The 20,830-nt window shown below is 67.8% G+C and carries 17 protein-coding genes and 1 pseudogene; 11 read left to right on the top strand and 7 right to left on the bottom strand.

Going from position 1 to position 20,830, the window contains the following annotated elements; genetic code table 11:
- The first annotated feature begins 74 nt into the window (after positions 1-74).
- The 8 genes from ACQEVO_RS28440 to ACQEVO_RS28405 all read left to right on the top strand — a co-directional run bounded on the left by ACQEVO_RS28440 (position 75) and on the right by ACQEVO_RS28405 (position 7,433).
- On the top strand, positions 75-1,013 hold the full coding sequence (locus tag ACQEVO_RS28440) for a bifunctional MaoC family dehydratase N-terminal/OB-fold nucleic acid binding domain-containing protein (protein WP_432919384.1): 939 nt from the start codon (positions 75-77) through the stop codon (positions 1,011-1,013).
- Positions 1,010-1,444, top strand: a complete 435-nt coding sequence (locus ACQEVO_RS28435; protein WP_432919382.1) for a MaoC family dehydratase — start codon at positions 1,010-1,012, stop codon at positions 1,442-1,444. The genes ACQEVO_RS28440 and ACQEVO_RS28435 overlap by 4 nt, the downstream gene beginning before the upstream one ends.
- The gene (locus tag ACQEVO_RS28430) at positions 1,441-2,631 is read left to right on the top strand and encodes a lipid-transfer protein (protein ID WP_432919380.1); all 1,191 of its coding nucleotides are present in this window, start codon (positions 1,441-1,443) and stop codon (positions 2,629-2,631) included. Before ACQEVO_RS28435 ends, ACQEVO_RS28430 begins: the two co-directional genes overlap by 4 nt.
- 487 nt (positions 2,632-3,118) lie before the next feature.
- Positions 3,119-4,207: a DUF4129 domain-containing protein gene (locus ACQEVO_RS28425; protein WP_432919378.1), complete on the top strand. Its 1,089-nt coding sequence runs from the start codon at positions 3,119-3,121 to the stop codon at positions 4,205-4,207.
- Positions 4,204-4,698, top strand: coding sequence for a hypothetical protein (locus ACQEVO_RS28420; RefSeq protein WP_432919376.1), 495 nt, complete (start codon positions 4,204-4,206; stop codon positions 4,696-4,698). The genes ACQEVO_RS28425 and ACQEVO_RS28420 overlap by 4 nt, the downstream gene beginning before the upstream one ends.
- Positions 4,699-4,726: 28 nt before the next feature.
- Positions 4,727-5,689 carry an AAA family ATPase gene (locus ACQEVO_RS28415; protein ID WP_432919374.1) on the top strand — a complete coding sequence of 321 codons (963 nt, stop codon included), beginning with the start codon at positions 4,727-4,729 and terminating at the stop codon, positions 5,687-5,689.
- Positions 5,686-6,960, top strand: a complete 1,275-nt coding sequence (locus tag ACQEVO_RS28410) for a DUF58 domain-containing protein (protein ID WP_432919372.1) — start codon at positions 5,686-5,688, stop codon at positions 6,958-6,960. Before ACQEVO_RS28415 ends, ACQEVO_RS28410 begins: the two co-directional genes overlap by 4 nt.
- Entirely contained in the window at positions 6,957-7,433 is a 477-nt protein-coding gene (locus ACQEVO_RS28405) for a hypothetical protein (RefSeq protein ID WP_432919370.1), read from the top strand. The genes ACQEVO_RS28410 and ACQEVO_RS28405 overlap by 4 nt, the downstream gene beginning before the upstream one ends.
- A gap of 152 nt (positions 7,434-7,585) precedes the next feature.
- Here ACQEVO_RS28405 and ACQEVO_RS28400 read toward each other — a convergent pair whose 3' ends face one another.
- The 6 genes from ACQEVO_RS28400 to ACQEVO_RS28375 all read right to left on the bottom strand — a co-directional run bounded on the left by ACQEVO_RS28400 (position 7,586) and on the right by ACQEVO_RS28375 (position 18,344).
- Positions 7,586-8,116 carry a hypothetical protein gene (locus ACQEVO_RS28400; protein ID WP_432919368.1) on the bottom strand — a complete coding sequence of 177 codons (531 nt, stop codon included), beginning with the start codon at positions 8,114-8,116 and terminating at the stop codon, positions 7,586-7,588.
- The gene (locus ACQEVO_RS28395) at positions 8,113-14,619 is read right to left on the bottom strand and encodes a putative T7SS-secreted protein (protein WP_432919366.1); all 6,507 of its coding nucleotides are present in this window, start codon (positions 14,617-14,619) and stop codon (positions 8,113-8,115) included. Before ACQEVO_RS28395 ends, ACQEVO_RS28400 begins: the two co-directional genes overlap by 4 nt.
- Positions 14,620-14,634: 15 nt before the next feature.
- A complete protein-coding gene (locus tag ACQEVO_RS28390; protein ID WP_432919365.1) occupies positions 14,635-15,237 on the bottom strand; it encodes a type VII secretion target in 603 nt (200 codons plus the stop codon).
- Positions 15,227-15,742 carry a hypothetical protein gene (locus tag ACQEVO_RS28385; protein ID WP_432919363.1) on the bottom strand — a complete coding sequence of 172 codons (516 nt, stop codon included), beginning with the start codon at positions 15,740-15,742 and terminating at the stop codon, positions 15,227-15,229. The genes ACQEVO_RS28390 and ACQEVO_RS28385 overlap by 11 nt, the downstream gene beginning before the upstream one ends.
- 102 nt (positions 15,743-15,844) lie before the next feature.
- On the bottom strand, positions 15,845-16,966 hold the full coding sequence (locus ACQEVO_RS28380) for an alkane 1-monooxygenase (RefSeq protein WP_432919362.1): 1,122 nt from the start codon (positions 16,964-16,966) through the stop codon (positions 15,845-15,847).
- Positions 16,967-17,063: 97 nt separating this feature from the next.
- Complete coding sequence (locus tag ACQEVO_RS28375; protein ID WP_432919360.1) at positions 17,064-18,344, bottom strand: lipase family protein; 1,281 nt, start codon at positions 18,342-18,344, stop codon at positions 17,064-17,066.
- A gap of 355 nt (positions 18,345-18,699) precedes the next feature.
- Here ACQEVO_RS28375 and ACQEVO_RS28370 point away from each other — a divergent pair, with 355 nt between their 5' ends.
- A complete protein-coding gene (locus ACQEVO_RS28370; RefSeq protein WP_432919358.1) occupies positions 18,700-19,446 on the top strand; it encodes an esterase/lipase family protein in 747 nt (248 codons plus the stop codon).
- 34 nt (positions 19,447-19,480) lie between these two features.
- A pseudogene (locus tag ACQEVO_RS28365) lies at positions 19,481-19,576 on the top strand (hypothetical protein); the annotation flags it as partial.
- A gap of 144 nt (positions 19,577-19,720) precedes the next feature.
- Here the strand turns inward: ACQEVO_RS28365 and ACQEVO_RS28360 are convergent.
- Positions 19,721-20,146, bottom strand: a complete 426-nt coding sequence (locus tag ACQEVO_RS28360; protein WP_432919356.1) for an ATP-binding protein — start codon at positions 20,144-20,146, stop codon at positions 19,721-19,723.
- Between the two features lie 341 nt (positions 20,147-20,487).
- On the opposite strand from ACQEVO_RS28360, the gene ACQEVO_RS28355 reads away from it, so the two are divergent.
- Complete coding sequence (locus ACQEVO_RS28355; RefSeq protein ID WP_432923087.1) at positions 20,488-20,823, top strand: STAS domain-containing protein; 336 nt, start codon at positions 20,488-20,490, stop codon at positions 20,821-20,823.
- The last annotated feature ends 7 nt before the right edge of the window (positions 20,824-20,830 follow it).

Raw genomic sequence — 20,830 nt, 5'->3', positions numbered from 1 at the left:
TGCGTTCGACCAGCAATCCTGTGATCCTCGTCGGTGTCCCGCCCGCGCCGGATCACACGTAACGAAGGAGTAGCGTGCCGGATCTCAATACTCCGGAAGCGATCATCGCCGCGGCCGAGAAAATCAAGGCAGCAGGCGCCAGCGCGCCCCGGCCCGGCCGCGACCCCGTGAACCAGCCGATGATCAACAATTGGGTGGAGGCCCTCGGCGACACCAACCCGGTGTACGTCGACGAGGCCGCCGCCAAGGCCGCCGGGTTCGACGGAATCGTCGCCCCACCGGCGATGGCCCAGGTGTGGACCATGCTGGGGCTGGGCGGCCGCCGTCCGGCCGACGATCCGATGGAAGCGACCAACGCCCTGCTCGATTCCGCCGGATACACCTCGGTGGTCGGCACCAACTGCGAGCAGATCTACCACCGCTATCTGCGGCCCGGTGAGGAAGTGAGCATCACCAGCGCGCTGGACAATATCGCCGGACCGAAGAAGACCGGCCTGGGGGAGGGGTTCTTCCTCACCTATCGCACCAGCTGGCACGTCGGCGACGAGCTCGTCACCGAAATGCTTTTCCGCATCCTGAAATTCGCGCCCGGAACCGGCGCGCCGCCGAAGCCGTCGCTCGCCGACCGGGTGCGCCCGCTGGTTTCGCACGACACCGAATTCTTCTGGGAGGGCACGAAAGCCCGGGAATTGCGGATCCAGAAGATGCCCGACGGAACACTGCGCCACCCGCCCGTTCCCGCTATCTGGCAGGACAAGGCCGAGCCGGTCGACTACGTCGTTGCCTCCGGAAAAGGCACGGTCTTCAGTTACGTCGTGCATCACGCGCCCAAGGTTCCCGGCCGCGATCTGCCGTTCGTGGTCGCCCTGGTGGAACTCGAGGAAGGGGTACGGATGCTGGGCGAACTGCGCGGTATCGAACCCGGCGACGTCGAGGTGGGACTGCCCGTCGTCGCCGATTTCGAGAAGCTGGACGACGATACGGTGCTGCCGTTCTGGAAGGTGAACCCGTGACGACCACATTCGATCCGGCCGCTGTGCAGGTGGGCACCGAACTGCCCGAGCTGTCGATCCACGCCGATCCGACCTTCGTGATCAGCACCGCCCTGGCCACCCGGGATTTCCAGGATGTACACCACGACCGCGACAAGGCGATCGAGCGCGGATCCAAGGACATCTTCGTCAACATCCTCACCGACACCGGTCTGGTGCAGCGGTTCGTCACCGACTGGGCGGGCCCCGCCACCGTGGTGAAGTCGATTTCGCTGCGCCTCGGGGTGCCGCTGTACGCCTACGACACCCTCACGCTCACCGGGAAGGTGACGGCGATCGACGGGTCCGAAGTGCGACTCGAGGTCGTCGGCAAGGACAGCCTGGGCGATCACATCGTCGCGAAGGTCGCCATCGATATCGGGCGCTGCGAGCCGGGAACGAGGAACGCGTGAGCAACTCAGCACATCCACTGTCGGGCCGGGCCGCCATCGCGGGTATCGGCGCCACCGATTTCTCCAAGGAATCCGGCCGTAGCGAACTGCGGCTGGCGGCCGAGGCCGTTACCGCCGCGCTCGCCGACGCCGGGCTCACCCCGGCCGATGTGGACGGCTTGACCACCTTCACCATGGATACGAACCTGCAGGTCGCGGTCGCGCGGGCGGTGGGCATCCCGCAGCTGAAGTTCTTCAGCCATATCGGCTACGGCGGCGGCGCGGCCTGCGCCACCGTGCAGCAGGCGGCGATGGCGGTGGCCACCGGGGTCGCCGATGTGGTGGTGGCGTACCGGGCGTTCAACGAACGGTCGGTCTCCCGGTTCGGGCAGTTCTCGTCGTCGCTGGCCGCGGCGCCGACCTCCTCGGGAATCGACGCCGGCTGGTCCTATCCACACGGGCTGGGGACACCGGCCGCGCAGGTCGCGATGGTGGCCCGCCGGTACATGCATGTCTACGGCGCGACCAGCGCGGACTTCGGGCGGGTCGCCGTCGCGGACCGCAAACACGCCGCGGTGAATCCGGATGCCTTCTTCTACAACAAGCCGATCACCCTGGAGGATCACCAGAATTCCCGCTGGATCGCCGAACCACTGCATCTGCTGGACTGCTGCCAGGAATCCGACGGCGGGGTCGCGATCGTGGTGACCAGTGTGGAGCGGGCGCGCGATCTGCCCAACCCCGCCGCGGTGATCACCGCGGCGGCGCAGGGCAGCGGCGCGGATCAGTACGTGATGACCAGCTACTACCGGGACGCGCTCACCGGTCTGCCGGAAATGGGTCTGGTGGGCGATCAGCTGTGGGAGCAGAGCGGTTTACGGCCGGACGATATGCAGGCCGCGATTCTGTACGACCACTTCACGCCTTTCGTGCTGATGCAACTCGAGGAACTCGGATTCTGCGGACGTGGCGAGGCGAAGGATTTCATTGCCGGCGGAGCCATCGAAATCGGTGGAAAGCTGCCGATCAATACCCACGGCGGACAATTGGGTGAGGCGTATATCCACGGGATGAACGGTATCGCCGAAGGAGTCCGGCAACTCCGCGGAACCTCGGTCAATCAGGTCGAAAAGGTGGACAACGTGTTGGTCACCGCCGGTACCGGGGTGCCTACTTCGGGCCTCGTGCTCAGCGCCGACCGCTCCTGACGGACCGTCCGTCACCCCCGCGCCCCGGCGTGGGCCGAGGCAGGAAATGGGCAGCGGTCGCCGCTGCGGCTACATGGAGGTGGTCGCCGTCCGCCTGCCGCGGTCACCGGCTCCTGAGGCGGGCCGGTGACCGCGGCTTTGCTGTAGCCACGCGTCCACAACGGTGGGTTGCGGCGCTCGCGGAAACCGTCAATCCGGATGGACTCGGCGCAGGTGGCAGCGCCGGGTGTGAGTTCTGCCCGTCCGCTGCGGCGGAAGTCGCCGGCGTGCGTCCCGGGCCTGTTCAGCGGGCCCGGGAGGCTTGTGAGTATTCACAGCGGGGAACAAGATATAACTGTCGATTCCTCAATAGGCAGTAGGTTTGCCGGCGAAGGGCTGGTAGAGGTGGAAAAGTCGTCATTTCATATTGCCCAATCGCTACCCGGCCGACCGTCCGGCATGTAAATATGTGGCTGTTCTTGGCAGTACACATAGTGGAGTTATCGGGTTGGCCGGGTCGCGGGCGCTGATCGCGCGGATTGTGGCGGTGTTCGCGCTGCTGGTCTGCGCTGTCCTCGCGCTGCGCGGACATATTCCGGGCCTACCGGAAAAATCCGGGGAATCCGCCGACAGCGCACCGGCCGTCCTGTCCGTCGTGCTCATGCCCGTACTGCTCACCGTCTCGATCGTGGTGTTGCTGGCCGGTGTCATCGCCAGCCAGCATCGGCTACCGCTGGCCATGCCCGATCTCGACGACGACGCATCGGAACAGCCCTGGCGGCTCGGCCGTCTCGGCTTGGTGGCGCTGTTCCTGCTGGCCGTCGCCGGAGTGCTGGCCTCGATCGTCTTCGCCCTCTACTTCATCGGGTTCCAGCGCACTGCCGAAGAGGTGCCGGCACCGGAACAGCGCACCGAACAGCCCGACCGCCCACCGGTGCCGCCCGGGATGCAGGAGGACGAGCCGGTACTCACCGGTACCGGCCTGATCCTGGCCGTCGCCGCGGCCGGGACACTGGTCGCGGTGGCGATCACCGGCCTGGCCGTGGTCACCGTGAACACCCAGCGTCGCGAACGGCCCACCGAACCCGAGGAAGCGGGCGGTATCACCGGTGAACAGTTGCGCGAGGAAAAGCTGTCGCTGGTGAAGGCCGCCGAAATGGGACTGGCCGCGATGAACGCGCCCGGACAGGATCCGCGCACCGCGATCATCGCCTGCTATGTGGCGATGGAGCGCGGGCTCATCTACGCGCGCGGCGCCGCCCCACTGGCTTCCGATACCCCCATGGAGGTGCTGGCCCGGGCGTTCGAACACGGCGCCCTGCACGACGCCTCCGCCCGCGAACTGGTCGCGCTGTTCGAGGAGGCGCGGTTCAGCCCGCACTCGATGCTGGAATGGCAGCGGATGCGGGCCGAACAGTTGCTGCGGGTGGTGCTCGCCGATCTACAGGGCATTCCGATCCCCGCTCCACCGGAAGGCCCGGACGCGGCGGACCGCCCGGCCGGCGCAACGGGGGCCCGGGTGGGCGAGCCGGGCCCGGAGGCGGTAACGACGCGTACCCACGCCGGGCCCTCGCGTATGCCGAAGGAGACCGCGTGACCCGCCCCTGGATAGTCGTGACCGCGATCCTCGCCGTCGCGGTGATCGAAGCTGCGGCCTACCTGCGGGCCCGGGAATTCATGCTGATGGCCGCCGGTATTCCGGTGGCGATCGCATTGTGTTGCTTCGTCTGGGTGCTGTTGCGCCCGGAGAAGAAAGAGAAGGAATTCGTCGACGAGATGGCCAACGGGCCCGCCGAAATGCTGCAGCACTGGCATGCCCGCGCCGAAATGCTCGCCGACCGCGCCGACGGCAGCCGGGCCGACTGGGACCGGCATCTGCGCCCGCTGTTGGCCAAGGAATTCCAACTGTCCGCCGGCCTGCGGGTCAGCAAGAACCGGCGGGCGCTGGAAAGTGCCGGGGTACACCTGTTCGGCGCCGAACTGTGGCGCTGGGTGGATCCGGCGGATTCGGCGTTGCGTGACCAGAACACGCCCGCGCCGGGTCGCGCGGCTCTGGACGAGATCCTGAGCCGCCTGCAGAGAATGTGAAACGGGTCGACCCATTGCGAGAAATGACATGACGATGCCCTTGGACGCGACTGTCCAACGCACCGAGGCCGTGCTCCGGGAGGTTTCCCGGGTCGTGGTCGGTAAACGCGAAGAGCTTCAGCTCATCATGATCGCGATATTGTCCGGCGGGCATGTGCTCATCGAGGATCTGCCCGGCCTGGGTAAGACATTGATCGCGCGCTCCTTCGCGGCTGCGCTCGGACTGGACTTCACCCGGGTGCAGTTCACTCCCGACCTGCTGCCCGCGGACCTGCTCGGCTCCACCATCTACGATATGACCACCGGCCGGTTCACCTTCCGCCGCGGCCCGGTGTTCACCCATATGCTGCTGGCCGACGAGGTGAACCGCACCCCGCCGAAAACCCAGGCCGCATTGCTCGAGGCGATGGCCGAGGGCCAGGTGAGTATCGACGGCGAAACCTTCCCGCTGCCACAGCCGTTCGTCGTGCTCGCCACCGACAACCCCATCGAATACGAGGGCACCTATCCGCTGCCGGAAGCCCAGCTGGACCGGTTCGCCATCCAGCTGCGCCTCGGTTACCTCTCGGAACTGGACGAAACCGAAATGATCCGGCGCCGGCTGGAACGCGGCGCCGTGCAACCCCGGGTGCATCAGGTGGTGGACGCGAAGGGTCTGCTGGAGATGCGGCACGCGGTCGAATTCGTTTCGGTGCACCCGGATGTGGTGGGTTATGTGGTCGCGCTGGCATCGGCGACCCGCGGGCACGCACAGGTGGAAGTCGGTGCCAGTCCGCGGTCGGAGCTGGATCTGGTGCAGATGGCCCGCGCGCGTGCGCTCCTGAACGGCCGCGACTACGTCATCCCCGAGGATGTGAAAGCCCTTGCCGTACCGGCGATGGCGCACCGGATCACCCTGCGGCCGGAAATGTGGGTGCGCCGGATCCGCGGCGAGGATGTGATCGGTGAACTCCTGCGCCGGCTCCCGGTTCCCCGCGCCGCCACCCAATGAAGCATCGCGACGACAGCGCCACAGTGGAGGCGAGGTTGCGCTGGCGCCCCGCCCCACTGACCTATTTGCTCGCCATCGCCTCCGGTGCCGCGCTGCTCGGCGCGGTGATCACGGCCAGCTGGCAGCTGGTGGTGTTCGCGGCGCCGATGCTCGGTGTGCTGGCCAGTGCGCCGTGGCAGGTGTCGCGTACCCGGATCCAGGTGGACGGTGGCGGCACGCAGCGGTGTTTCGAGGGGGAGCAGGTCTCCGTCACGATTGCCGCGTTCGTGGATCAGGGGCACGCGCTGTTGCGGTGTAAGCCGGTGGTGACCGACGGGATGACGGTCACCGTGGACGAATCCTCGGATTCCGGGACGGCGCCCGCCGGGCTGCGGTTGACGGTGTCGGCGCAGCGGTGGGGTCGCTACCCGATCTCGGTGCGGGTGAAGGCGCTGAGCCCGGCCGGGATGGCACTGGCCACGGTGACCCTGCCCGCCGGGGAGATCTTCGTCTACCCGGTCACCGATCCGCAGCGGATGCGGTTGCCGCGCACCGAACTTCCCGAACGGCTCGGTGTGCACCTCACCCGAAAACACGGCCCCGGCGTGGAATACGCCGATATCCGCGCCTACGCCCCCGGCGATCAGTTGCGCATCGTGAACTGGCCGGTGAGCGCCCGCCGCGGCCGGCTGTATGTGACCGAACGCCTGACCAACCGTTCCGCGGACGTGGTCGTCCTGATCGACACCTCGCAGCAGGCCCCCGGCCCCGCCACCGAGGCGATCGAACAGTCGGTGCGCGGCGCCGCCCAAGTGGTGCAGTCCACGCTGCAGGCCGGTGACCGCACCGCCGTGGTGTGTCTCGGCCAGTCGCCGCGCTGGCTGCGCCCCGATATCGGCCGCCGCCAGTTCTACCGCATCGTCGACACCGTGCTGGATGTCGGCGACGAGCACATCCCCACCACCGGCACCCTCGCGCCGTGGGCCGCGGTACCGCTCGGCGCGGTCGTCATCGCGTTCTCCACCCTGCTCGACACCCAGTTCGCGCTCGCCCTGATCGACCTGCGCAAACGCGGACACGTGGTGGTGGCGGTGGATGTGCTGCGCGGCAGCCCGTTCGCCGAGGATCTCGACCCCACCATGGAAAAGATGTGGCAGCTGGAGCGGATGTCGATGTACCGCGATATGAGCACGGTGGGCGTGGATATCGTCAACTGGGCCGCCGACACCCGCCTCGACCAGACGATGCGACTGCTACCGCAGCACCGCCGGATGATCCGGGTCCGCCGATGATCAAATTCCTCGCCCATCTCTCCGGCACCCTGCTGGTACTACTGGTAGCCCTCCTCCAGCCGTGGGCCGCCCCCGCCGCGATCCTGCTGGTGGTGGTCGGCTGGTGGTGGCGTCTCGCTGCCGTCGGCGCGGTACTCCTGGTAATCGGCGTCCTCGGCCTCGCGAACCCCGGTCTGATGGCAGCCGCCGCCGCGGGCCTGGTCGCCACCACCTACCTGCTCAACATCGCCACCGTAAAAGCCCCCCGCGGCGTAGTCCCCACCACCCTGCCCTCGGTCGTCGGCGCGGTCCTGTGGACAGGCGCCGCCGGCGCGGCAGCCGTCCTGCCCATCGAAATCGCCTGGTCCCCCGTCGTGGCCCCGGCCCTGGTCATCCTGCTGTCCTCGATCCTCACCTACAGCATCACCGCCACCCGCCGCCGTCCCGCGAAACCATCCTCCGACCCCACTCCTGAACAAGCGACACCAAGCTGAAACGGCCTCCGGAACCGGCCTCCGGAACCGGATTCGAGTGATTCGAGTAGAACGCCGAGCGCAGCAGTCCTAAGCCTGGCCTGTGATTGCGCGGTGAGCATCGCAGGCGAGATCGCGGTAGGTTGTGCGCTCACATTCTGCCGCCGACACCATCAGCACAGCGCTGCGCCATCCGTTCCCAGGCTCACCGACTGTTTCCAATCCCCCGAATCTCGTAGCAGCGGACCTACCACAGCGCGCGCACCGGCCACGTACATCATCCAGCGCAATTCTTCGCAGTTGTATACGGCTTCTCCCTGCGAGTCCACCCAGACACAGACGATGTTGCCGAAGACCGAGGTCGCATCCCACCAAGACCATTCCCGTTGGCTTGGATCGAAGGCGAACAGAACATCCTGAACGGTCCATTCTTCATCGCCCCGGTGCGCCGCGTAGCGCTCGGCTGCTGATTCCCAGCTTTCCCGCGTCCACGGTGGGATATCGGCTTCCGATATGGCGTCGAGACCGAAGTCGGCCACGAGTGACGCGTTAACTCCGGCCCGCACGAACTCACGTAGCCTTCGGCCGAACCCCTCGGCATCGTCGAACGACTCAACCTCCACGTAGAACGCTGACAGCGGCTGCCTGTCGTCAGGAGCAGCGGCAGGACGGTGTACGATCCGAGCGATCTCGGGCGAACTCATCTGATCACTCTCCCAGATCCGGGGATGATGGCATCGAGAAGGGCCGAGAAGTTCTCGCCGCCGAACAGATTGGATGGAATACCGTACAGGTCGGGCCCGACCTTCGGATCATCGATCTGCGGCTTGCCAGAGGAAGAAATGTTCCATTCCCTGCGGCTGACTCCACTCGGCCGACGCTGGGGGATGGCTGCATTACGAATATCATCCACGAACGAGCGCGGAACGTCGAACGCAACGATCTGGAATCCAGGCCCTCGGAATGCCTCGCTGTGCGCGATGTTGTTGCTCATGTTCACGTGAAGCATGTTGTCGCCGGTTATGGTGATGCTCCCGTCGGGGCCTACGTGTACTCGCTCGCTGTGGCCGCCCTCCCGCTGCGTCCGATACACCGTGACGCGGCATCCTTCGGCTACCAGCCCGAGGGGGTCGATCCATACGGTGGGGTTGGGAACGTACGAGGTGGGATTGGGCCCGCCGCCGAGCCCGAGGGGGTCGTTTGTGAGATACCGTCCGGTAACAGGGTCGTATACGCGATGAAAGTTGCTGTGAAGTCCGGTTTCCGGGTCATGGATCTGCCCGGGAAACCGGAGTTGCGTAGCCGCTCCTCCGACCCAATGCGCGGTGCCCCATAGGTCGGCGACCATCTGTCCGGAGGTCTCGCCGGTGGTCGCGTCGATGAGTTCGGTGGGGGTGCCGACGAGGTCGGTGATTATGGCGTGGAATTCGCGGTCGATCTCGGACTGGGTGGCTTGGGTGAGGGAGGTGTGGGTGCCGGGGTGGTGGGTCCAGCGGGTGGTTGTGGTGGCGGTGTGTTGTTCGAGGAGGGTGGTGCCGTCCCAGGTGTAGTCGGTGCGTTCGAGGACGGTGCCGTCGGTGGCCAGGTGTTGTTTGGTGGTGCGGCGGCCGAGGGCGTCGTAGGTGTAGTGCCACCACTGGTGGTCGGGGGTCCAGACGTCGGTGAGCTGGTCGAAGGCGTTGTAGCGGTAGTGCCAGACATCGGGTTTGCGGGAGAGGCGGGTGGTGGTTTTGCGGATGAGGCGGCCGGCGGGGTCGTAGTGGTAGCGCGTGCGGCCGTCGCGGATGAGGAGGTTGTTGCGGTACTCGCGGTGCGGGTTCGGCGCTGGGAGCGGCCGGGCGGCGGCGTTCGATGGTTCGGGTGGGGCGGTTTCCGGCGGGTGAGTAGTTTCGGGCGGGCCGGCGGTGATGTTGCCGAGGGCGTCGTAGGCGTACTGCTCGAGGGTTCGACCGGCGGAGGTGACGGTGGTGACGCGGCCGAGGGGGTCGAGGGTGTAGTCGCGGCGGGTGGAGGTCTCGGTGGTGCCCAGGGCGCTGTGGGTGGGACGGGTGACGGTGTGAGTGGTGAGGTAGCCGTCGGGGCGGTAGGTGTAGTCGTCGCGGCGGAGCCGCCGGGGCGCGGGGCGAGCCCCGGCGAGATCGAAGTCGAGTAATTTCTCGGGAAAGGCGATGACCTCCTGGCCGGTTACGCGCCCCACGGCCGTGCGCTCCCGGGTGATCGCGACTTCGTCGATCTGCCAGCGGGTGAGCGCTCCCGACGGGTCGTACGCGAAGGTGATGTCGTGGCTGTCGGCCTGCATCCGGTCGGGGCGGCCGAGAACGTCGTGCCCCCAGGTGGTGACCGCACCGGACGGGGAGATGCGTTCGGTGCGCCGGCCGCGAATGTCGTAGCCGAAACGAAGTGCCGCACGATCGTCGACCTGTTCGGCGACCAGTGCCCCTGCGGGCGTGTAGGCGAATTCGAGGGTGTGGGCCGGGGCGTCGCCCGATCCGGTGATGGCCTGGAGAGTGCGGCCCGCGGGGTCGTGGGTGTAGCGGACCCACTCGCCGCTGTCGGCGGCGATCTCGGTGACACGGCCCAGGATGTCGTGGCGGTGCCGGCGGGTGATGCCGGTGGCCGGGGTGACGGTGGCCAGGCGACCGGCGGTGTCATGGGTGTAGGTGGTGGTGGCGCCGGTGTAATCGGTTTCGGCGATGAGGCGGCCGGCGCGGTCGTAGGTGTAGGTCCAGGTGTCGCCGACGGGATTGTGGACGGCGGTGAGGCGGCGCTGGGTGTCCCAGGTGTAGCGGGTGGTCGAGCCGTCCGGTTCGGTCCGGGAGGCGAGCAGGTCGAAGGCCCCATAGGTGAGGCGGGTGACGTGACCGGCGCGGTCGGTGTGCGTCCGGACATTGCCTTCGCCGTCGTAGGTCCAGGATTCGGAGTGCCCGTCGGGGTCGGTGCGGCGCAGCAGTTTTCCGGTCGGCGACCAGTCGTAGCGGGTGACCGCGCCGTCGGCGCCGGTGACCCGGACGGGGCGGCCGGCCGAATCGCGGTCGAGATGGGTGACGGCGCCGAGCGGATCGGTGATCCGGATCGGCAGGCCGGCGGCATCGACATCGACAACTGTGCGGGCGCCGTGGGATTCGACGATCGTGGCGAGGGCGCCGCTCGGGTGATAGGTGTATTCGGTGCGGTCGCCGGCGGCGTCCACGGTGGCGATCAGATTTCCGCGCTCGTCCCACTCCCGGCGGGTGACGGCGCCGTCCGGTCCGGTGACGGCGCTGGGACGATTCTTCCAGAAGTATTCGAAGTCGATCGAATATCCGTCCGGTCGAACGATTTTCGCGATATCGCCGGCGGGGTTGTACCGGTAGCTGGTGCGGGCGCCGTCGGGGGCGATCACCTCGAGGGGGTTACGGTCGGCGTTGTAGTCGATATGGGTGTGCCCGCCGGCGGGGTCGAGGTGGTCGCGCAGGCGCAGGTCGCGGTCGAAACCGTAGTGGGTGGTGGCGCCCGTGGAGTCGGTGACGGCGGTGGTACGGCCGGAACCGTCGGGGAATTCGAAATAGTCGAATCGGGTGTCGAGGACACCGCCGGTGCCGTGCTGGCCGATCACCCGGCCCGCGGCGTCGTAGGTGTTGACCATGCGGTTGCCGTTGGAGTCGGTCCACGAGGTCATGCGGTTCTCGGCGTCGTAGGTGTAGCGGATGGCCGTGCCGGCGGCATCGGTGACGGCGACGAGATTGCCGCCGTCATAGGTGAATGTGCGCAGCGGCGTGGTGGTTCCATCGCCGGTGACGAGGGCGAGGCCGGTGATGCGGCCATGGGCGGTGCTTACGCGGATCCGGTAGCCGCCCGAATGGGTGACCTCGACCGGTGCGCCGTCGCGGTCGTAGTGGAAGCGGATCCGGTTGTGGTGGCGGTCGGTGATCGCGGACACCGCGTAATTGCCGAGCCGGATATCGAGGCCGCCGATCTCGGGCTCGGGGGCGAAATGCCAGATCAGTTCCCGTCGCCGATCACGGATCCGGTAGCCGCCGGTCTCGGTGCGCAGCAGCGACCACGGCCGGCCGCTGATCAGCGGATCGACCGGGACCCCCACCTCGGCGTGCGGGTAGGCGACCATCATGCCGTCCTCGGCGACGAAGGTGACCCCCTCGTCCTCGATGACCAGGCGGGCATCCAGGGTCGCCGACCAGCTGGGGCCGAACCAGCGGCCGAAACTGTAATCCGAATGGTGACCGCGCCGCAGCGTCAACGGCAGGACACCCGGGAGTTCGGCATCGGTTTCGGGTAGCAGGAAGGCGCCGGTGCAGATGTCCACCGGATCCTCGGAGCATTCCCGCTGATCAGGGTCGCGATTTCGGTCGGCACCGGCGTCGCGCGCGTGATCGTACGCGCCGTGGTCGGCCTCCGCCCGGGACTCGGGGGTCGAGGAGTCGGGGTCCGGATCGCGGGAGTGGGGAGGGGTATCCGGGTCGTGATCGGAGTCCCCGTCCCGATCGGGGTTCCGGTCCCGGCCGGAATCCCGGTCCCCGTCGGGGGTCCGCTCGCGGCCGGAATCATGGTCCCGGCCGGGATCTCGCTCCGGGTCGCGCCGGGATCCGGCATCGGGATTCCCTTGCCGATCACGGTCCCCGTGCTCGCTCCGGTTCGTCGTCGCGTCCTGGTCCCGATCATGATCACGGTCCCGATTCCGGTCTGTGTCACCGTCGCGGCCGGATCGCGACGACGGGTCGCGGCTGCGGTCGGGTGTGGCTTCGGGGGTCGAATCCTTTTGATTGTCCGGCGTTTTCGCGGATTCGGGAGAACGGTGCGACGGATGGTCCGGGGAGCTGTCGCGGGAGGGCGAGCCGGTATCGCCGGGGGAGGCGTCACTGCGCCGGGCGCCCGGTGACGAGTCGGGTCGTGCGGGCGATGAACGTGGCGTTTCACTGGATCGTGATTCGGGGCGTGCCGGGGACGACGGCGACCGGGCGGAATCGGGGGAACTGTTCGATGTGTCCGGGCGGGTGGCCGGGGAGGAAGTGCGCGAGTCCGGGTCCGCGGCTCTGGCTGCGGGCGACCGGGCGGGGTCGGGGCGGGCCTCCGGGGTAGTGGCCGACGGGGACCCGGTGTGGGTTGTGGGGAGATATCCGGGGGTCGAATCGCTCTCTCGCGGTGTGTGTTCCGGACTCGATGCTGTCGATTCCGGATCGGTGTGGTCGTCGTGGGTCGAGCCCGGATCCTGGTGCGTATCGGGGGCGGGGCTGTCGTCGCGATCCGGGCGGCCGGTCGAGTCGGGAGTTGTGTCCGCGTCGGGGGAGGCGGCGGGATCCGACGGAGTTTCGGAGTCCGGGTGTGGTCCGGTTTCCGGTGTGCGGTCCGGATCCTGGTGCGACCCCGAATCGGCGGTCCCGTCCTGGTCCGGCCGGGTTGCCTGGTTCGGAACGTCGTCGTCCCGGGCCGTCTGGTTCGGCGTCCTGTCTCCGCCGTGATCGGTGTCCCGGTCCGGTCGGGCGCCCGAGTCGGGGGTCGAATCCCGGTCGGTGCCCGAGGGGCGATCGCGGTGGGTGTCCGAGGGGCGATCCTGGGTGGTGTCCGAGGGGGAGTCTGCTCGGGTGTCGGGGCTGGTGTTCGAGGTGGTCTCCCGATCCGGAGTGACTTCTCGCTCCGGACGATCGGTGCGGTCCGGGTGATCGGTCCGGTCCGTCCCGGCGCTCGACGGCGAGGTGTCGGAGCGGGACTCCGGTGTCGATTCGCGGTCGGGTTCAGGGGTGGTGTCGCGTGGGGTCTCGCGCTGTTCGGGGGCCGCTTCCTCGGTCCGGTCGGGACCGGGGTCGTCGCCGGAATCGGTGGGGTCGCGGGTGGGTTCGGGGGAGTCCGGCCGGTGCTCGGTCTGGAGTGGTCCGGAGTCGGGGTCGTCGGGGGTCGAGTTGTCGGCGGCTCCGGCGCGAGGTTGATCGTGGCCGATATCCAACTGCGGAGTGGGTGAATCATCTTGTGATTCACGGGGATTCGATCCAGGGGTGTCGTGCGCCGGATAACTGGGGTGCCTGCCGTCCGGTAGGCTCGACGAGCGGGGCGAAGCCTTCCGCGCCATATCGACGGCCTTCTTCGCGGCGCCGGCGGCTTTCCGTACCACCGTCACCGGTGTCTTGGCGGCACCGGCGCCGCCGGTGGCTACCGACAGCAGCGCATCACCGGTGAGCGCGCCCAGCGCTTCCATCGGGTTGGCCTTGACATCCTCGATCATCTGGTCGACCACGGCCCCCGGATCGGCCGCCGTGGCCACGAGGCCCGTCGCGAGATCGGACATGCCTTTGGCGTAATCGGCCGGATGGGTGAGGTTGTACGTGTCGAGCGGATTCACCTGACGGACGAATTGCACCAACCCGGTGAGACTCGTCAGTAGCCCCGCGGCGAAATTCGTGAACATCTGGTTGCCCGCGTTCAGCAGGTCGAGGGCGTTGTTGCCCCACCGTTCGGTGAAGCCGGGCTCGTCGGGGGCTTTCGCGATGGCGGCGTTGATGGCCGCGACGGCGGCCGCCGCGCCGTTGTCGCGATCGATGCGGGCGTTGCGCAGAATCGACCGCGCGTCCTCGGCGATCGGGGTCCAGGTGTCGACCAGGGTGGTCTGCGACTGCTGTTCGGCGGTGAGCGAATTCCACCAGTCCCTTTGCCTGGTGAATTCGGCCTGGGCGGCTTTCCAGCGGTCGATCGCGGTCTGGGCAGCGGCCTGTGCGACCCGCACCACCTCACGCCAGGTATCGAGCGCGGCGGCCGCATCACCGAGTGCCTCTGCGGTGTCGGCCCACAGTCGTGGCTGCGGATCGAAGGCGGCGTCGAACGCCTCGGCGCCCTCGCCCGTCCAGCCGGACTTGTCGATCTTGGTCAGCGCCTCGCCGGTGGCGCCCAGGCCGCCGGAGATTTCGTCGAGGCTGCTCACCGCACCGGCGATATCGGGCGGTACCCCGAGGATCAGTTCCGCGGGATCCTCGGTTTGCCCGAGTTCGCGTTCCTCGACATCGCCGCCGGTGGCGGAGGCGACGCTGTCGCCCAGATCGTCCAGGGTTTCGGCGGCGTCCTCCAGGCCGAGCGCGTTCGCACCGTCGGCCAGCAGGTCGAGCCCGTCGTCGATGAGTTCACCGCCGGTCTCGATGGCCGCCTCGACGCCGTCCTCCACGGCCTCGCCGACCGCGTCGACCGCATCGGTGATGCCGTCCCAGGCCGCCTCGAAAATCCCCATGTCCCCCGCATCCCCTTATCCGCCCGAATTCCCCGCGGCTTCCTTCAGTGCGCCGGTGTGGAATCCGGGCTCATGCCCGTCCACGGTCGTACCGGTCAGGTTGGCCAGCGCCTGCGGCGCCAGCCGCTCGATCATGTCGTTGTTCTGCTGGATGTGCTGCTGGGCTTCGGCGAACGATTCCGGGCTGTAATCCGGGTTCATCACGTGATTGACCGGATTGTCGGCAAGGGTCTCCTCGGCCGAGCGCGCGTCGATCTCCTCCTCGCTGAGATGCGGGTTGCCCAACATATGGGTCCACATCTCCTTCAGGGTGTTCGACGCCTGCTGTTCCATCTCGTGGTAGCGCCCCACGGCCCAGCCCAGCCCCTGGGCGATGGAGTTGCCGGCCTGGACCAGTGCGCGCACACTCCAGGTCCAGCGTTCGGTGAACTCCTCGAAGGTCTTCTGCACCGAATGTTTGCCGATCGCCTCGGTGCCCAGCGTGAGGGTGGAGAACCCCCGGCCCACATTGCCGATCTCCCGCATACCGGCGAGCTCGGCCATCTCGTCGAGCGTCTGCTGGATCCCGTCCTGGGCCTGCTGCAGTACCGCCGGGTCGACCTGCAACCTATCCGTCATGTTTCTTCCCCTCCACGATCGCCTGCTCCGGCGGGAACGCCATGGGCGCCGTACCGGAGATGTCCACTGTGAGACCGGTGAGCTCGTCCCGGGATTCGGCGTAGTCGAGCAGCCGCCACCCGTACAGCGTGTGATATCGATACTCCACGCCGGGCCGGATCTCGGTACCGGAACGCTGCGCGCGCGCCACCATGAACCGCGCATACTCCTCGAGCGAGGTGAACCCGCACACCCAATCGATTCCGCGGAAACGGAAGGTCGCGAGGCGATCACCGCCGGTCAGCGGCACATACAGCGCTGCCGCGCGCACCGTGGCGCGCAGCGCCTCGGGCTGGCCGAAACCGTCGTAGAACGCGGTGATCTCCGCGCGCAAGGCCGACCGGCCGGAATCCGCCCGCTCCCCTCCCGGTTTCGCGGACCGCACCCGCCCGGCAGCCGGGAGTCGCAGCGCGGGGCGGGGGGCACCGTCACCGGATCGCTGCGTGTCGGTGAAATGGGGCCGCATACTAACCGACAGTACGCAACACCCGCGCGTCGGGCTAACGAATTTCTGCCCCCAATTCTACTGGCGCACTCCACGCCTCACTCCTGGCCGCCGGGCCGATCTTCAGGGTTTCTTGTTGACCAGGGTGAGGTCGCCGCCGTAGTGGGCGAGGACTCGGGGGTCCATGACCGCACGCCACAGGGGTGGGACGGCGGCGAGCAGGACCATGGTGGCGTAGCCGAAGGGGAGTTGCGGGGCCTCCTCGGAGCTGCGCAGCGTCTGGTAGCGGCGGCCGGGATTGGCGTGGTGGTCGCTGTGGCGTTGCAGGTGGAGCAGGAAGACGTTGGTGACCAGGCGGTCGCTGTTCCAGCTGTGGCGGGGTGAGCACCGTTCGTAGCGGCCGTCGGCGCGGCGGGCTCGGAGCAACCCGTAGTGCTCGAGGTAGTTCACGGTCTCGAGCAGGACGATGCCGATCACGGCCTGCAGCACCAGGTAGGGGAGGATGGCGAGGCCGAAGACGAGCAGCATCGAACCGAACAGCGTGACGCTCATCGACCAGCCCTGCAACAGCCGGTTGTCCCGGCAGAACCATCGTTTTCCATTGCGGGAGAGTCGCTCTCGTTCCAGAGCGAGTGCCGAACGGAAGCCGCCGCCCACGCTGCGCGGGATGAACGCCCACAGGGACTCACCGAAGCGAGCGCTTGCCGGATCTTCGGGTGTGGCGACCCGGACATGGTGGCCGCGGTTGTGCTCGACGAAGAAGTGCCCGTATCCGGATTGTGCGAGCGCGAGCTGCGCCAGCCGGCGTTCGAGGTGTTCGGCACGGTGGCCGAGTTCGTGGGCCGCGTTGATGCCGATACCGGAGACGAGCCCCAGCGTGACGGTCAAGCCCAGTTTGTCGACCAGTTGCAACTCCGACTGCGACCACATGTACCCCGCGATGACGAGGCCGATGAACTGGAAAGGCAGGAAAAGGAACGTGCACCAGCGGTAATAGCGATCGTTGGACAACGCCTCGTAGTCTTCGTCCCGTGGGCTGCTGCCGTCGCAGCCCACGGTGACGTCCAGTACCGGGATCACCACGAACACCAGAATCGGGCCGATCCACCAGAACAGTGCCAGCCCCGTGAGGTCGACCAACTGTGCCGGGAGCAGCGCGCAACCGGGCGCTATCGTGCTCAGTAACCACAGATAGCGTTTGGGATCGCGCGCTTTCGCCCGTCCGAGGATTGCCGTTTCTGTCATATCTCGCGCCTGTGATCGGCCGACTGTGCGGCGTGGTGACTGAACCGCCACCCGGATGGGGGCTCGGGGTGGCGGAACCGGTCTCGCCTTCACCGCGCTACGGCAGAGCCGCGCAGTTCACCGGGGCCGGGGTATCGGCCAAGCGATCGGTCACCCACGGTAGCGAAGTCGTCATCGACGGGAAGAAGGCCAGGTCGTGGGTGCTGATGAAGCCGGTCATCGAAGGTACGGAAGTATCCGCCTGCAGCTGGACCGGCGCGCCGCCGCCGCACCAGCTCGCGGCGATACCGCGCACGGCCGGGTAGAAGTCGTCGTTGCGGGCGGCGTAGATACGTACCGGCACCGAGGGGGCCGATCCGCCGAGCCGCTGCTGGTCGAATGCCTTTTTCAGCTCGGGCGAGTTCTGGATCACGGCCGTGATGGGCTGCCCGCTGGTGGTCCATTGGGTTGTGTTCTGCGGCCGGGTGAAGGTGTTGGACAGTCCGCCGCCGCATTTGCCGATCGACTCGTGCAGGATCGCCTTACCGGTGTTGTTGAGTGCCGCATCGAGCTCGGGGCGGGTTTCGGGGTAGTCGGCCGCGATGCCGTTGAGGATCCACGCGATGGCCGGCGCGACGCCGGGGAGACCGTCGCTGCGCGCGATGTACTCCGCCGGACCCACCGGGGGCCCACCCACGTAGGCGCCGCGGACATTCAGTTCCGGCGCGTAGGACGGTTGCAGTTCGGCCGCGGCCGCGGCGGCCATCCCACCCTGGGAGTAGCCGTAGAGCACAACCGGTGAGGCGGGTGTGAAGCCGGTGCCGGGCAACCGCAACCCGGCACGGGCGGCGTCCAGCAGCGCGTGACCCTGGGTTTTGCGATTGAGGAAGTTGTGGACGCCCGGGACGCCGAAGTCGTGGTAGTCGGTGAGCATCACCGCCATGCCCTGGGACAGCAGGTGCTGGATCGCGAGGACGTCGTACTGGAAAACCACATCGGCCGGCGGCTGGAACCGGATCACCTGCGACACCATCGCCGAGGGCGCGCATTCCGGGCCCTGCCCCTGGGTACCGCCCGCATAGGCCACCAGCGGGCGTTCACCCGGGCCGGTCCACCGCGCGGTCGGCTCGAGATAGGTTCCGACCACCGTGGTCGGGTTGTCGTGGGTATCGGTGCTGGCATAGGCGATGCGGGTCGCTCTGGCCGGTAACGTCCCGGGCAGTCCGGGCGGAGCAGCCGCCTGCTGCGCGGCGTCGGTACGAAGAATCTCGCCCCCGGCTCCCGGCGACTGCGCTGCACCCGGCTGCGTCCACGCAGATGGTGCGGCTACCGTCGCTACGCCCGCGACCATGAGGGTTCCCGATAAGACTGCGATCCATGCTCGCTTCCCGCTCTTCATGGCGATCCCTCCTGCGAATGGTTCATCCCGGGCAGCTATCGAACCGATGGCGCCGTGGATGCGAACACAACGCTGCAGGTCAGAGGCTCTGAGCAGTAATCACGGCGCTTCGACTCGATAGATTCAGATCGACTTGCGAGTATCGCTGGTCGAGCGCGTAACCGGGCATATATGGGCGTCGTGTCGCGGAGGAAACCGAAACTCCCCTCCGAGGTGTAACTATTCGGTCCCACTTCCGTAAATTTGCTGTCGTCGCGCCTCCCACGACTTCCGGGGTGCCGCGTTAGCATCCAAGATCGTCGGACATCTCCGCGGTTTCGGTTCCAGCAGATCGTCGGCTCCCGGAAGCAGGTCGATGAAAACCTTTCTTGCGCTGCTCGTTCGAACGGGCCTGGTGCTCGTATGCCTGGGTCTCGGTTCCGTCGCGTGCCCCACGGCGGTCGCTCAACCCGGTACCGCGGCACTGAAGCCGGTGCTCGTGATCGGTGGATTCGATGCCGACAGAGGCATTTTGGAGAAGTTGCGCGAAGCACTGGCCGAGCGTGGGTATGCGGCTTACTCCATGGTTCTGCCCAGTGTCCCGTCGCTGTCGGGCGCGCCGACCGGTTCGGTACCGATCGCCGAATCCGCGGGTGCGGTCGCGCAGGCGGTGACCGTCATCCGGGAGGAGACCGGGGCGGCGCGCGTCGATCTGGCCGGGCATTCGATGGGTGGGCTGGCCGCGCGGCACTACGTCAAATTCATGGGCGGTGCCGGATCGGTCGGCACCTACGTCGATTTCGGTACCCCCAATTCGGGCCAGTCGCTGGGCGTGCTCTGCGCCCTGTTCTGGCCCGGCTGCGGGGATATCGCGCCCGGTTCGGCCTTCCTGCGGGCCCTCAACGAACCGCCCGCGCTCCCGCCGGGACTGCCCGCCTACCACCTGTTCTCGGAAAACGAGGGACCGGAACGGGTGCCGCTGCCCGGCGCGACCAATGCGAGCGTCCAGGAGTTCTGCCCGGGTCGCCATGTGATCCACCGCAACGAACCACGCGATCGCGCCTTCCAGGAGTTGATCGTTTCCGCTCTGCGCGGCGGCCCGTTGGCCACCGGCTGCCCGTAGGCGGCGTACGAGCTCGGTAACGGGCCACCGGTCAGTGCCGGATACGGTTCCGTTCACACTGTGGGCGGCGGCCACCTTCCTCGACGACTACCGCGCCGCCGTCACCGCGTGTAGCGAGGCGGGCGGAGACGCGGACACCACGGCGGCGATCGTCGGCGGCATGGTTGCGGCGCGGACCGGTATCGGCGGGGCACATGGTGTCCCGGAGCGGTGGTTGCCGACGCGCGAGCCGTTGCCGGACCGGGCGACGGCACCCCGACCGGCGACCGGTCGCTCACGGGGGGATCGGCGTCCACATCTCGACGGTCGTGCCGTGGTCCGAGGTGGTGATCTTCACCTCCGGGATCAACGTCCGGATCATGGCGAGACCGCGGCCGCGGATCGGGTCGGGGCCGGGCGCCGGAGGCCGCCAGCGACCCCGGTCGCGGACGGTGATCCGCATGCCCGCCGCATCGAGGGCGGCCCGTAACCGGACGGTTCCGCCGTCGCCGCGATGGCCGTGTTCGATCGCGTTGGCGCACGCCTCACCGGTGGCGAGGAGCACATCGTAGGCCGTGCTGTCGTCGAGCGGAGTGTCCCGTAACCAGTCCTGCATCGCGTGCCTGACCTCGGCCAGCGCGGCGGGTTTCGCCGGGAAGTCCAGCTGGAACCGGCGCGGCGGACTGTGCAGCCCGGTGGGGCGGGCCATCGTCAACGTCATCGCCTCCTGTAGCTCTCGCCGACGGACGGCGCAGGCGGTACCGTGCCCGGCGTTCGACCGTTGCGCAGGCGGACTGCGCTTGCCGATAGCCATACCCATTCGACTACCTGGCATGCGGCCGACCGGTGGTGATCATGCGGACACCGTGAGCGGAACCCTATGAATCGCAGTTCAGGCGCCGATAACGCCCTGATTCCGGTTCGGGAGATCGGGTAGATTGATCGCGAAGATCACTTATCGCCCCGGTCGTTTTCCGTATCGGGGCCTCGAGGTAACAGAGGTGGCGAAGTGGCGAATCGCGAACTGGGAGGTACACGGTGAGCAGCGAAGGCGCGTCCCGCATGCTCGACGTCCAGGTGCGCGTCGCGGACGGAACCACGATCGTCAGCGTGCACGGCGAGGTCGATATGGCGTCGGCACCGCAGCTGCAAACCGCCCTCGAAGAGGCGCAGCGCGGCGGGAAACCGCTGGTGGTGGACATGTCCGAGGTCGGTTTCCTCGGGTCGGCCGGGTTGAGTGTGCTGCTGGTGGTCACCGAGGCCGCCGGCGCGGAGGGCGTTCGCGTGGTGGCTTCCGAGGCTGTCCGCCGGCCCATCGAACTCACCGGCCTCGACAAGATGCTGGCGGTATACGACTCGCTGGACGCCGCCCTGGCCGTCGGTACCTCCGCTTCGTGATCCGCCG

This window comes from Nocardia sp. CA-290969, from assembly GCF_050936135.1.
In the GTDB taxonomy this organism is placed as follows: domain Bacteria; phylum Actinomycetota; class Actinomycetes; order Mycobacteriales; family Mycobacteriaceae; genus Nocardia.
This window is presented reverse-complemented; position numbering and strand designations above follow the sequence as displayed.